General features: G+C 39.6%; 12 protein-coding genes. 4 read left to right on the plus strand and 8 right to left on the minus strand.

All coding sequences use genetic code 11. The annotated features are described in order from the left end of the window. Positions 1–157: 157 nt before the first annotated feature. Genes ATK78_RS19755 through tgt form a run of 3 tightly spaced genes read right to left on the minus strand, consistent with a single transcriptional unit; the run spans position 158 to position 3,279 of the window. Positions 158–1,045, minus strand: a complete 888-nt coding sequence (locus ATK78_RS19755; RefSeq protein ID WP_133577856.1) for a DMT family transporter — start codon at positions 1,043–1,045, stop codon at positions 158–160. After that, positions 1,045–2,148 carry an LptF/LptG family permease gene (locus tag ATK78_RS19760; RefSeq protein WP_133577857.1) on the minus strand — a complete coding sequence of 368 codons (1,104 nt, stop codon included), beginning with the start codon at positions 2,146–2,148 and terminating at the stop codon, positions 1,045–1,047. Before ATK78_RS19760 ends, ATK78_RS19755 begins: the two co-directional genes overlap by 1 nt. Next, entirely contained in the window at positions 2,149–3,279 is a 1,131-nt protein-coding gene (tgt, locus tag ATK78_RS19765; RefSeq protein ID WP_133577858.1) for a tRNA guanosine(34) transglycosylase Tgt, read from the minus strand. Between the two features lie 244 nt (positions 3,280–3,523). On the opposite strand from tgt, the gene ATK78_RS19770 reads away from it, so the two are divergent. Together ATK78_RS19770 and rsmG are read left to right on the plus strand one after the other, a co-directional pair. Next, positions 3,524–4,528: a glycosyltransferase gene (locus ATK78_RS19770; RefSeq protein WP_243732581.1), complete on the plus strand. Its 1,005-nt coding sequence runs from the start codon at positions 3,524–3,526 to the stop codon at positions 4,526–4,528. Next, positions 4,519–5,151, plus strand: coding sequence for a 16S rRNA (guanine(527)-N(7))-methyltransferase RsmG (gene rsmG / locus ATK78_RS19775; protein ID WP_133577860.1), 633 nt, complete (start codon positions 4,519–4,521; stop codon positions 5,149–5,151). Before ATK78_RS19770 ends, rsmG begins: the two co-directional genes overlap by 10 nt. An 86-nt stretch (positions 5,152–5,237) precedes the next feature. Here the strand turns inward: rsmG and ATK78_RS19780 are convergent, their stop codons facing one another. The 3 genes from ATK78_RS19780 to ATK78_RS19790 form a co-directional block, all read right to left on the minus strand. Continuing rightward, complete coding sequence (locus tag ATK78_RS19780) at positions 5,238–6,017, minus strand: TlpA family protein disulfide reductase (RefSeq protein WP_133577861.1); 780 nt, start codon at positions 6,015–6,017, stop codon at positions 5,238–5,240. Between the two features lie 103 nt (positions 6,018–6,120). Beyond that, positions 6,121–7,374, minus strand: coding sequence for a M56 family metallopeptidase (locus ATK78_RS19785; RefSeq protein ID WP_166664924.1), 1,254 nt, complete (start codon positions 7,372–7,374; stop codon positions 6,121–6,123). Positions 7,375–7,556: 182 nt separating this feature from the next. Continuing rightward, on the minus strand, positions 7,557–7,925 hold the full coding sequence (locus ATK78_RS19790; RefSeq protein ID WP_133577863.1) for a BlaI/MecI/CopY family transcriptional regulator: 369 nt from the start codon (positions 7,923–7,925) through the stop codon (positions 7,557–7,559). 142 nt (positions 7,926–8,067) lie between these two features. Here ATK78_RS19790 and dprA point away from each other — a divergent pair, with 142 nt between their 5' ends. Together dprA and ATK78_RS19800 are read left to right on the plus strand one after the other, a co-directional pair. Continuing rightward, the gene (gene dprA, locus ATK78_RS19795; RefSeq protein WP_133577864.1) at positions 8,068–9,168 is read left to right on the plus strand and encodes a DNA-processing protein DprA; all 1,101 of its coding nucleotides are present in this window, start codon (positions 8,068–8,070) and stop codon (positions 9,166–9,168) included. A gap of 139 nt (positions 9,169–9,307) precedes the next feature. Then, positions 9,308–10,669 carry a pyridoxal-phosphate dependent enzyme gene (locus ATK78_RS19800; RefSeq protein WP_133577865.1) on the plus strand — a complete coding sequence of 454 codons (1,362 nt, stop codon included), beginning with the start codon at positions 9,308–9,310 and terminating at the stop codon, positions 10,667–10,669. A 148-nt stretch (positions 10,670–10,817) separates the two neighbouring features. On the opposite strand, the gene murA is transcribed toward ATK78_RS19800, so the two are convergent. Both murA and ATK78_RS19810 read right to left on the minus strand, forming a co-directional pair. After that, entirely contained in the window at positions 10,818–12,143 is a 1,326-nt protein-coding gene (gene murA / locus ATK78_RS19805; protein WP_133577866.1) for a UDP-N-acetylglucosamine 1-carboxyvinyltransferase, read from the minus strand. Positions 12,144–12,177: 34 nt separating this feature from the next. Beyond that, positions 12,178–12,876 (minus strand): DUF4290 domain-containing protein, encoded by a 699-nt coding sequence (locus ATK78_RS19810; protein WP_133577867.1) that lies wholly within the window; start codon positions 12,874–12,876, stop codon positions 12,178–12,180. Between the last annotated feature and the right edge of the window lie 15 nt (positions 12,877–12,891).

The raw sequence follows: 12,891 nt of genomic DNA on the forward strand, positions 1-12,891 counted from the left end.
GTATACCTGAAAATCTGCAATCAAGATACACTATTTAGGTTATAAATACAATTAAATTTCTTTGGTGAAATGCGTGGATGTATATGGAATATACTCTTTTTGGGACTGCTGTTTGCCGGGAAAAAGACTCCCCTACCCTTGGGGATTGGATAGAAAACTACTGTAAATTCTTGCGTTTTTTGTAGATTGGATACAAGAAAACTGACCCGATGATCAGTGCTGCCCCAAGGTAAAAACCGGTGGACATGGTCTCTTTTGTTCCGAAGAAAATGAAGGCCAGAAGGATGCCGTATACGGGTTCAAGATTGGTGATCAGGGCAACTCTGAAAGCCGAGAGTGTACGCATTACCGAGACTCCGGCAACGTAGGCAAGGGCCGTACAAATGGTACCTAAAACGCCCAGGTATGCCCAGTCTTTCAGACTTAAATTGAAGGTCTCTGTAAGCAGGCTCTGGTCAAATAAACGGTATAAGGTGATCCAGAAAAATGCACCGGTCAGTTCATAAAAACCAATAATTTTAGGCTCGCTTTTTTGTACCAGAGCGGAGTTGATCGTTGCAAATAAGCTCGAGGCTAGTGCTGATGAAAGCCCAAATATAATGCCTGATGTGTACTGGGATTCGAACTTAAAAATAAGATATATTCCTAAAATAATGATCAATCCGACGATCACATCGGGGATTAAAATGGCCTGTTTTTTTATGAGCGGTTCGAGTATTGCCGTGAAAAGGGTGAAGGAAGAAAGGCATACCAGGGTTACAGAAACAGTAGAAACTTTGATGGCATGGAAGAATAAGATCCAGTGTATGGCAACAATACTGCCGGTAAAAAAGAACTGCAGAAATTGCTTTTTAGTCACCTTTATACTGGTGCCTGTAAGCATGAAATAAGCGAATAGAGTGAGGCTTGCAATCAACACCCGGTACCATACCATTTGGACTGCACTGATAGAAATAAGGGCTCCCAGTATTCCTGTAAAGCCCCATATAAATACAGTGAAATGCAGGATCAGTAAGTTCCTGGTAACTGATGTTTTTCCGTTCATTATTTTGGCGCTTTTCTGAGTAAATAATAGCCCAGTAATCCAAAGAAAATAGTAGGTGCCAATACAGCAAATAAGGGTGAAATCCCTCCTTTTAAAGAGAACATTTTGGCAAACTGATTCAATACGATATACCCAAAGCTTAATAGTATGCCGATCCCGAGCGGCAGACCTACGCCTCCGCGTACTTTACGTGAGGACAGGGCAACGCCTATCAAAGTCAATACGAAGGCTGAGAGCGGATTTAAATAGCGTTTATAGCGTTCAAATAGCAGGTCGTTCCAAATACCCGTTCCGCGGATCTTTTCTTTCCTGATCTTGTCGCTCAACTCCCTGTTGCTCAGGTTCTCGAATATATTGTCATATGCAGAGAAATCATCGGGCCGCATATCAAGGATCGTATCTTTTGGCTTGGAGAATTCGCTTACAAAGGTCTCCTTAAGGCCATTGATGTACCGGATCGAATAATTGGTGAGTCTCCAGTTGTGTTTAAGTGAATCGTATTTAATCTCCTGGGCTACCAGCTTTTTGGTAAGTACATCTCCGTTGAAGTTATCCAGTGAAAACTTAAGTCCAACCATGGTTTTGTTATCAAAGTTATCCATGTAAATGTACGTCTTCTCATCCAGCCTCATGTGGATATTGGTTTTGCTTGACGATTCGTTCTTCTTTACGTAATTGTTTTCAAAGCTATTCTTTAACCGGTTTGTATACGGTAATATATACAGGTTTGCAGCCAGATTGACCGCAAAAATGATAAATGCAGATACGAAATAGGGTACCAGGAAACGGTTAAAGCTGACGCCGCCGCTTAATATGGGTACGATCTCTGTCTGATCGGCCATTTTAGCGGTAAAGAATATAACCGCAATAAAGTTGATCAGCGGGGAAAGCATATTCACGTAAAACGGAATAGAACCTGCATAATACAAGGTGATTACCTGCCAGAAAGTAAGGTTTGCAGTTAAAAAATCATCCAGTTTTTCCGACAGATCGAAAATGATAATAATGATAACAAACAGTGTTAAGGTATATAAAAAAGTACCTAAATATTTACTGATGATATACCAGTCTATGATCTTAATCCTGTTTTTTATAAAGTTCATCTATAATTTATTCCCTAATATAGTTACCATTTTGTTTTTCCAGGCGTAAAACTCACCACTAATAATTTTTTCTCTGGCTTGTTTTACCAGCCATATATAGAAATGAAGGTTATGCAGGGTAGCAATTTGTGCACCCAGCATTTCTTTTGAATGCATCAGATGCCTTAAATAGGCCTTTGAGTATACCTGGTCGGCATATAGATCGCTATCCGGCTCAATGGGTGAAAAATCATTCTCCCACTTTTTATTACCGATATTAATAATGCCATTTTTGGTAAAAAGCATACCATTCCTTGCATTTCTTGTTGGCATAACGCAATCAAACATGTCAACCCCAAGTGCTATATTCTCTAAAATATTGATCGGTGTGCCTACGCCCATTAAGTAACGGGGTTTCTCATAAGGTAGTATATCGCACACCACTTCGGTCATGCCGTACATTTCTTCTGCAGGTTCGCCTACTGACAAGCCGCCAATGGCATTTCCTTCACGATCCATGGACGCAATGAATTCTGCAGATTTAACCCTCAGGTCTTTATATACCGATCCCTGGACAATTGGAAACAGGGTTTGGTTAAACCCATACTTAGGTTCTGTGGTATCAAAACGGTTGCAGCATCTTTTTAACCAGCGGTGGGTCATGTTGATGGAAGAAGCGGCATACTTGTAATCACATGGGTAGGGGGTACATTCATCAAATGCCATGATGATATCGGCACCAATGGTGCGTTGAATATCCATTGCATATTCTGGTGTAAATAAGTGTTTTGACCCATCAATATGTGAACGGAAAGTGACACCTTCTTCTTTAATTTTTCTTACTTTGCTTAAAGAATACACCTGATAACCCCCGCTGTCCGTTAAAATCGGACGGTCCCAGCCAATAAATTGATGCAGTCCGCCTGCTTTTTCAATAATATCCAGCCCTGGCCTTAAATATAAATGGTAAGTATTTCCAAGAATTATTTTGGCATCGATGTCATTCTTCAGCTCGCGCTGGTGTACCGCTTTAACGGTTCCTGCTGTTCCTACAGGCATAAAGATAGGCGTTTGTATCTCTCCGTGATCTGTTGTAACTGTTCCTGCCCTTGCCTTCGAATGGGTGTCTTTTGCCTGTAAACTAAATTTCATATGTACGATCTTCAAAAATCTGGGCAAAAGTAGCAAAAAACCAGCTATTTACGCTCTAAATTTTTTATCAACATAACCGTACATTACAGATTAAAAATCGGAAATTTGGCGGCTACAAAAATACATCGTGGATTTAACCTTATTAGAGAACTGCCTGTTCGGCGCCTTAATCTTTTGTTTCTTAATACAGCTATATTTCAGTCTTTTTATTCATTTGAAACTGGCGCTGATTAAAGTAGAGCCTATGCCAGATCGTGGTAGAAAGCCAATTAGTGTGATCATCAGCGCCCGGAATGAATTGAAGAATTTACAAGAATATCTTCCTGCTGTTCTCGAACAAAATTACCCTGATTTTGAAGTTGTTGTGGTCAATGACCGGTCATGGGATGGAACTGCTGACTTGCTGGAAGAGTTTTCTAAAACCTATGCGCGACTTAAAATAGTGACTGTATCAGAAGGAGAGAAGTTCATTGCAGGTAAAAAGTTTGCGATCACAATGGGCATAAAAGCAGCTTCTAATGAATGGCTGGTATTTACCGATGCAGATTGTCTCCCGGCTTCAAAGGATTGGTTAACAGGCATGCAGCAGCCTGCTGATGACCGTACAGAAATTGTTTTGGGTTATTCTCCATATCAGAAAAAATGGGGGATATTAAATGCCCTGATCCGTTTCGAGACCTTTTTTACCGCCGTTAATTACCTTTCATTTGCAATCAAAGGGATGCCTTACATGGGGGTTGGCAGAAATATGGCTTATAAAAAGTCACTTTTTTTTAAGAATAAAGGCTTTGCAGCACACATACATATTCCTTCTGGTGATGATGATCTCTTCGTAAATGCGAATGCAAACGCTGTAAATACGGCCATCCAGTTTCATAAGGATGCGCAGGTTTGGAGTGTTCCTAATACCAGCCTTAAAAGTTACCTGAAACAAAAGAAACGTCATTTTGGAGCGGGAAAGCTATATAAGCCGAAACACAAGTTCATTCTTTCGGCACAGATCATCATCCAGTTCTTATTTTATGCATTCTTTATCATTTTAATCTGTTTTAAGGCTACTTTATATCCTGCACTGGCTGTGCTGGGGATAAGTATCATCGTTAGGTGCTTTGTTTATCCGAGGCTTCTTAAACGGCTGAATTGTGGTAATCTGAGGTGGTGGTTTCCGTTATTGGATATACTATTATTCATTTTTCTGGTGTTTAATGGTGTAGTTTCTATATTTGTTAAAAAAATACAGTGGAGATAAAATCAGCATTAATTCAGGAATATTTTAAAGGCCTGACTGAAAAACAGGTTAGTCAGTTTGATCAGTTATATGATCTGTATAGTTTTTGGAATGCGCAAATCAATGTGATTTCCAGAAAGGATATCGAAGAACTTTATGAAAGGCACATCCTGCATTCTCTTGGTATTGCTAAATTTTGTACGTTTAAACCAGGAGAGCGGGTTCTTGATGTAGGTACGGGAGGAGGTTTTCCTGGGATCCCATTGGCCATTCTGTTCCCGGATACCCAGTTTCACCTGGTTGATTCCATAGGTAAGAAGATCAAAGTAGTTACTGAAGTTGCTGAAGCTTTGGGTTTAACGAATGTTAAAGCAAGCCATTTGAGAGCAGAGCAGGTTACTGATAAGTACGATTTTGTAGTATCCAGGGCAGTAACCCGGTTGATTGATTTCTATCCCTGGATAAAAGATAAGTTTAATAAAGAATCCAAAAATGCCATTCCAAATGGGATCTTATATTTAAAAGGAGGCGATCTGGCTGAAGAGATTGCAGAATCCAGACTAAAGGCACAGCTGTACCCGCTTTCTGAGTACTTTAAGGAAGATTTTTTTGAAACCAAATACGTGGTTTATATTCCTGGGTAAGCTACTTTAGATCTTATCCTTAAGCGGCTATAATTAGTGACTAACTTTTAAAGTACCTGTCGGCACTAACTGAGAGGTATTGATTTTTAAAGGCTCGCTTCTTTGGTTAGTTCTTTAAGAATTACATCAGCATCGCCAACTTTTGCAACCAATCCTGTTTTATTCACGATCAGATGGGTTGGGAATTGGTTTATTTTTAAGATGTCTGCCAGATAATCGGCCTGATCAGCAACGACTGCATAATCAAATTTCGTTTTTTTAAGAAACGCATTAAGGGCTTTTGGATCATCAAGCGCCAGGCTTACAAAAAGAATGTCTTTGCGGTTCTTATATTTTGCCACCCAGCTGTTAAGTTCCGGCATTTCCTGCCTGCATGGAAGGCATTTAACAAACCAGAATTTAAATACGACTATTTTTCCTTTGGTTGTCGTCTCATTATATTTCTTGCCATTTAAATCTATAAAATTGAACCCGGGTAATTTTTTGCCTTCCTTCTGATAATGTGCATAAAGCGTTTTTCCGTAGTCCTGGATCACGGCCTTAGTTGCCTGATCAGTAGTAGCCGGCATTTTATAGAGTTTGTAGGAAGCGGATGCATTTTTTGCAATGAGCCTTACAGGGAGATAGCCTCCGGCTGCAATTTGCTTTAGAAACTGTCCTTTGGTAATTGATTTCGATGTTTGATCAAAAGCACTAAAGTCTTCTGATAACCGGAGGTAGTCCCTGTCGTAATAAAGCCAATTCATTGTATTTGCTAAGACCTTTGCAGGTTCTTCAACGGGTTTACCCAACTGATTTTGGGCATTAACGCCATTAGAAAAGTATACGAGCATGATTATGCCGCATAGTATGTTCTTTAAATTCATATGTATTTAGAATTGGGAAATGCGTTTGTTTCAAAAAAAATCAGGTCAATAATGAAATGATGGTTTTATTACTGACCTGATTTAATGGATTGGTTAATTGAATTTATTGATTGCCGGCTGACTTAGGTTCAATTGGCGGTGGTGGAACTTCTCTCTTGATCGGCTTTACAATTGGAGGCGGAAACTTCACCTGGTCCTTTTTTACACCTGTTGCAGGGCTTTTCTTCCCTGGTATGACCTTTCCTTTGACCGTTTTAGAATTGGGTTCTATTGGTGGCGGTGGCGGAAGTATAACCTGATCCTTTTTTACCCCTGAAGATGCCTTTTTCCCTTTGATCGTTTTAGAATCGGGCTCAACAGGTGGAGGTGGCGGAAGTTCTTCTCCATCTCTTGTTACAATTGGAGGCGGAAACCTAACCTGCTCTACTTTTGGTTCCGGAATTTTTTTACCTGTAACTTGTTTCCCTTTAACTGTTTTAGTATTGGGCTCAATTGGTGGCGGTGGTGGAATTCTTTGTCCATTTTTCTTTACAATTGGCGGCGGAAATTTAACCTGCTCTACCTTTGGTGGTGGAAACTTAACCTGTTCCTTTTTGGTTGTTGTTTTTTTCTTTACTACAGTATCCTGAACTACATTCTTTACTGCCTCGTATTTCTCCGGATACAAGTCGAGCATGGTGTAGTCTTTACTAAATGCCATGGTAGATGCGCAGAGCATTCCTCCTACAATGGGTAGTACAAGCAGGAGTTTGAGCCTGGCCCGGTCTCCTGATCTTTTTTGGTTTAACATGTTAATTCTCCTTTTTAATATTGATTGATTGAATATTTGATTGGTTAACTGGTTCGGTGTTACCCCAAAAGAGTTCTGGATCAAAAACATCGCATAATCATGTTTTTGAATATCAGTTTTTGTGGTGATGTCATCAGCAATGTACTCATGAACCAGTTTAATGTCTTTTTTTATAAAATGAGTAACCGGATTAAACCAGTTGATGATCTGAATGAACTCAAAAAATAGAATGTCCAGGCTATGTTTTTGCCTGATGTGTACCATTTCATGTTTTAGAATGGTTTCTTTTTCCGTAATGGCAGGGTTAATAAACAAGAGATTGAAAAAAGAAAAAGCGGTTTCGGAACTATTTAATTCTACAAAGTTTACTTTGTCATGCCGTGTTCTTTTGGCATTGAGGGCAAGCACGATCAATTTATATACCCTTGCCATTAATTTTACAGCGAGAAAAGACGCCATAGCAAGGTAAGCAATAGTAGATACCAGCTTTAAGAGGTCATATTCACTGCCTGCTTCGGCCATATGCACAGGGATTTGGTTCAGGTCGGTTTCCCTGTTCTGTTCCATTCCCAAGAGGTTATAGAAATATCCAATCTGCAGAAAGGGCAGACTAAAGGAAATTAATGTACATAAAATCAGATAGTACCTGTTTACTGAATAGAAGGTCTCATTATGTAGAAATAAACGATAAAACCCATAAAATACAGCCAGGTAAATATTAGCCTCGATTAAATAATATAACCAACTCATCATTTCTTGTTTTTAAGTTTTTCTGCCATTTGAATTAACTCGTCCAGCTCATTCATGTCCATATTTTTCTCTTTTACGAGAAAGGAGACCAGACTTTGGTAAGAATTTTCAAAGTAGTTGTTCATCACTTTATCAAATGCAAAGTGCTTATAGTCAGCTTCTGTGATTATCGGAAAATAAATATGTGTATTTCCTATTGCCTTGTGATCAATAAATCCTTTTCCTTCAAGTACACGAATTACAGTTGATACGGTATTGTATGCGGGTTTTGGTGGATCCATCCTGTCAATAACTTCTTTTACCAGCCCCTCTTTAATCTCCCATAGGATCAACATCACCTGTTCTTCTGCTTTTGTAAGTTCTCTCATTCCTTATTTTTTAACGTTGATTAAAGTTACTACTATTTTTATAGTTTACAAACTATTTTTGTAGTTTGTATTTATAGTTCTGATTTTCAGTATATTAATTTTGTTTGGTGGTTGTGTTAATAATAAATATCTAGTTTAGCCCATGAGTTTAATCCATAAAATAGCCTTAACCTTTATTAGGTCGGTCGGGCATGTAACAGCCAGAAACCTGGTCAGTCACTTTGGTACTGCTGAGGCCGTATTTAAAGCGAGTAAGAGAGAATTAATAAAGATCCCGGGTGTTGGCCCGGTTACTGCAGCACAGATTCTGAGCAATGATGCGTTAAAGATGGCCGGACAGCAGATTAAGCTGATCCGGAAATATAAGATCAATGTTTTGTTCTATACCGATGAACAGTATCCGAAAAGGCTTAGGAATTGTTATGATGCACCAATATTACTTTATTACAGGGGTAATGCTGATCTCAATCATCACCGCATGGTCAGTATTGTAGGTACCCGGAATGCAACAGAATATGGCCGGCAGCTTTGTAAGCAACTGGCTGAAATTTTATCTGCTTACGGTGTAATGATCGTTAGCGGTTTGGCTTACGGAATTGATATTGCCGCACATAAAGAGAGTTTGCATCAAAATATACCGACCATAGGCATTTTGGCCCATGGCCTGGACCGGATCTATCCCAACATACATCGTAGTATTGCAGCAAAAATGGAGTTAAATGGTGGGTTATTGACTGAATTCCCGATTGGGACCATTCCCGACAAGGAAAATTTCCCTAAGCGTAACCGGATCATTGCCGGGATTTCTGATGTCACCATAGTAGTTGAAGCAACAGCGAAGGGAGGTGCGCTGATCACTGCAGATCTTGCAAATTCATACCACCGGGATGTATATGCATTCCCTGGAAGAACCACCGATCTTTGTTCTGAGGGCTGCAACTTCCTCATTAAAACGAACCGGGCAGCACTCATTAACCATGCAAAAGACCTGGTTTACTACCTGGGCTGGGAAGTAGTGCCAAATGTACTTCCAAATAAGGCAGCACCATTAGAGGTACCCGTATATTTAACTTTAGCAGAAGAAAAAATCATTAAGCGGTTAAGGACTTCAGCAGCTGGCATTGATGATCTTTTACTGGATACCAGCTTACCACAAAGTAAACTGGTGCTGCATTTATTGGATCTGGAGATCCGTGGAATTCTGGTTTCCCTTCCGGGTAAAGTATATCAGCTTCTGTCTTAAGTTCAAATATAATGTTTGCTTTTTAGTCTATTAAATAAGTAGATTAAAATAATATTCTGTTTAATTTATATATGCAATATTAAGTTTTAAATATTTAATTAAAAATGAAATTCTGATCTTCATTCTGTATTTTTGTGCTATGTGGTACAATAATATTTTAGAGACCATCGGTAATACACCGCTGGTAAAATTGAATAGCATTACGAAGGCAATTCCTGCTACCGTGCTGGCAAAGATTGAAACGACCAATCCTGGTAATTCAATAAAGGACCGCATGGCAATTAAGATGATTGAAGATGCCGAGCAGAGCGGAAAGCTAAAGCCAGGCGGAACGATCATTGAAGGAACATCTGGAAATACGGGTATGGGATTGGCTATGGCCGCTATTGTAAAGGGATATAAGTGTATTTTTACAACGACAGATAAGCAGTCTAAAGAAAAAGTAGATGCGTTGCGTGCGTTTGGTGCGGAAGTCATTGTATGCCCTACAAATGTTGAGCCTGAAGATCCACGCTCTTATTATTCGGTGTCTTCGCGTCTTGAACGTGAGGTTCCAAATTCCTGGAAACCTAACCAGTATGATAATTTAGCGAACTCTCAGGCACACTACGAGCAAACTGGTCCTGAGATTTGGGCCCAGACGGAGGGTAAGATCACACATCTTGTTGTTGGCGTGGGTACCGGCGGTACGATTTCTGGTACTGGTAAATATTTAAAAGAACAAAATCCGAACATTAAGGTATGGGGTATTGATACCTATGGTTCTGTTTTTAAGAAATATAAGGAAACTGGTATCCTTGATAAAAATGAGATCTATCCGTATATCACTGAGGGTATTGGAGAGGATTTTCTACCTAAGAATGTTGATTTTGACGTTATCGATCTTTTTGAAAAAGTGACTGATAAGGACGCTGCATTGATGACCCGTGACATTGCCAGGAAAGAAGGGATTTTTGTTGGTAATTCTGCCGGATCGGCCATTGCCGGTTTATTGCAGTTGAAGGATAAGTTGACTGCTGATGATGTGGTTGTTGTAATTTTTCATGATCATGGAAGCCGGTATATGGGCAAAATGTACAATGAGGACTGGCTGAGAGAACGGGGATTCTTAAAAGATGAGAAACTTACTGCGAAGACAATCCTGGCTAAAAAAGGAAATACAGAAATCGTGACCATTGATTGTGAAAAGACCATCAATGAGGCTATTAATACGATGCATATGCTGAATATCTCTCAAATCCCGGTCACCCAAAAGGATATGGTTGTTGGTAAATTGGGAGAAGGGGATATATTAAAGGCATTGATGGAGAATCCGGCACTTAAATCGGCAAAGGTTGAAGAGATCATGTCTGCTACCTTTCCTTTTGTAGATCTGAATACTTCTATCGACAAGATCTCTGGTTTAATTAATAAGGAGAATAGTGCGGTACTGGTTGAAGATGCCAATGGAAAGATTGAGATCATCACTCAATATGACATCATCAATGCGATTTCAGCGTAATCAGGTTATTGTGTTAAGTACGTTTCTGATTAAAAAAGTAAAGCGGATACACATAAATTGATTAACCTATCGCATTTGCTTTGCACCGAGTTAAAAGTAAAATACCATTAAACTAAAAAAAGCCAATTTTAAATTGGCTTTTTTTAGTTTAATGTCCCGGACTGGATGCTTCAACACGCTTAATCTGTGCACCAAGTGCACGTAAGCGGATATCGATGTCCTGATAGCCTCTTTCAATCTGTTCAATATTGAATATTGTTGATTTTCCTTCTGCAGATAATGCTGCAATTAATAGGGAAACTCCTGCACGGATATCCGGTGAGGTCATACTGATCCCTCTTAATTTATAGGTTTTATTAATTCCGTTTACGGTAGCCCTGTGCGGATCGCAAAGTATGATCTGGGCACCCATATCAATTAATTTATCGACAAAGAATAACCTGCTTTCAAACATCTTCTGGTGGATCAGTACTGATCCCTTGGCCTGTGTAGCTACGACCAATACGATACTCAATAGATCTGGTGTAAAGCCAGGCCATGGTGAATCTGCAATGGTGAGCATGGATCCATCTATAAATGATTCAATTACATAATGCTTTTGAGAAGGGATATAGATATCATCACCGCGTAATTCAAACTTTATACCCAGTTTTTTAAATACATCAGGTATTACGCCAAGTTCTGAATAGCATACATTTTTAATGGTTATTTCAGATTCCGTCATGGCAGCCAGTCCGATGAAAGAACCAATTTCTATCATGTCCGGCAACATCCGGTGTTCCGTTCCGCCTAATTTCTCCACACCTTCAATGGTAAGGAGGTTAGAGCCTACACCAGTAATTTTTGCACCCATGCGGTTAAGCATCTTGCACAACTGCTGTAAATAGGGTTCGCAAGCGGCGTTGTATATTGTGGTAACTCCTTTAGCCAATACGGCTGCCATTACGATATTTGCAGTTCCCGTTACGGATGCTTCATCCAGCAGGATATAAGCACCTTTTAGGTTGGTTGCATCTACGTTGAAAAATTCTTTCTTGGCATCGTACACGAATTTGGCTCCTAGTTTTTCAAATCCCAGGAAGTGGGTATCTAATCTTCTTCTGCCAATTTTATCGCCACCTGGTTTAGGGATAGCAGCGGTGCCAAAACGGCCTAAAAGCGGGCCAACTATCATAATAGAACCTCTTAAGCTGCCACCTTTTGTTTTAAAGGTATCCGATAGAAAGAACTTAAGATCTATGTTTTTGGCCTCAAATGTATAGGTGTCTTTTGACAGACGCTCTACTATTACACCCATATCACCCAAAAGTTCAATCAGTTTATTTACATCTTTAATGTCAGGGATATTACTGATCGTAATCTTCTGATCGGTTAATAAGACAGCAGCAATAATTTGTAAAGCTTCATTCTTAGCCCCTTGTGGGTGAATTTCGCCTTTTAATTTCTTTCCACCAATTATTTCAAATGCATTCATGGTATTCGTAAGGATCTATTTTAAAAAATGGTGATTAGTGTCTTTGCTTAGGATTGTTATTGTTGCGCTGCTGGCGATTGTTGTTGTTATTATTGGTGTTTTGTCTGCCTTTACCGCCACCATTGTTGTTTTGCTGTCTGCCACGGTTATTGTTGTTTGAAGCTCTGGCAATAGCAACCGGTTTAAACTCAACTTTATTCAAATTAATGTTGTCGTCAAGTTCCAGTTGTCCGCCTGATAGTTCGCGGAGGTTTTTAAAAATGGTTTCGTCGGCTACACTGTCTTTATTCCAGGTTACATAAGCCATTTTCATGAAATTTGCGATGCCCTGAACCATTGCAGCACGGCGTTCCGGCTCGTCAACAGCTATAGCTTTTTCAATCATTACTTCAACGGTTTTGCCGTAATGTTTGTATTTAATTCTTTGCTGCGGGTATCCGATGTGCTGTGGTTTTACCAGTGCAGCTTCGGGAGTTGGCTTTGGATAGGGGCTGTCCACTTCGATCTTATAACCAGATATGATGTGCAGGTGATCCCATAATTTATGTTTAAAGTCTGCTACATCACGCAAATGGGGATTTAGGAATCCCATTAGGTCTATAACAGCCTGAGCATATTTATTGCGTTCTTCAAGATCGGGTAATTCAATAATGTACTTCACCATGTTCTGTACATTGCGGCCATATTCGGCCAGGATTAATTCGTTTCTTGTGGTATTATAATCAAAATTCATGCTTATTTATTTCTA

The organism is Pedobacter metabolipauper, from assembly GCF_004362715.1.
GTDB lineage: Bacteria > Bacteroidota > Bacteroidia > Sphingobacteriales > Sphingobacteriaceae > Pedobacter > Pedobacter metabolipauper.

Coding starts and splice junctions, on each gene's coding strand:
- ATK78_RS19755 (WP_133577856.1), bottom strand. CDS start 1,045: ATGAACGGAAAAACATCAGTTACCAGGAACTTACTGATCCTGCATTTC.
- ATK78_RS19760 (WP_133577857.1), bottom strand. CDS start 2,148: ATGAACTTTATAAAAAACAGGATTAAGATCATAGACTGGTATATCATC.
- tgt (WP_133577858.1), bottom strand. CDS start 3,279: ATGAAATTTAGTTTACAGGCAAAAGACACCCATTCGAAGGCAAGGGCA.
- ATK78_RS19770 (WP_243732581.1), top strand. CDS start 3,524: ATGCCAGATCGTGGTAGAAAGCCAATTAGTGTGATCATCAGCGCCCGG.
- ATK78_RS19780 (WP_133577861.1), bottom strand. CDS start 6,017: ATGAATTTAAAGAACATACTATGCGGCATAATCATGCTCGTATACTTT.
- ATK78_RS19785 (WP_166664924.1), bottom strand. CDS start 7,374: ATGGAACAGAACAGGGAAACCGACCTGAACCAAATCCCTGTGCATATG.
- ATK78_RS19790 (WP_133577863.1), bottom strand. CDS start 7,925: ATGAGAGAACTTACAAAAGCAGAAGAACAGGTGATGTTGATCCTATGG.
- dprA (WP_133577864.1), top strand. CDS start 8,068: ATGAGTTTAATCCATAAAATAGCCTTAACCTTTATTAGGTCGGTCGGG.
- ATK78_RS19800 (WP_133577865.1), top strand. CDS start 9,308: ATGTGGTACAATAATATTTTAGAGACCATCGGTAATACACCGCTGGTA.
- murA (WP_133577866.1), bottom strand. CDS start 12,143: ATGAATGCATTTGAAATAATTGGTGGAAAGAAATTAAAAGGCGAAATT.
- ATK78_RS19810 (WP_133577867.1), bottom strand. CDS start 12,876: ATGAATTTTGATTATAATACCACAAGAAACGAATTAATCCTGGCCGAA.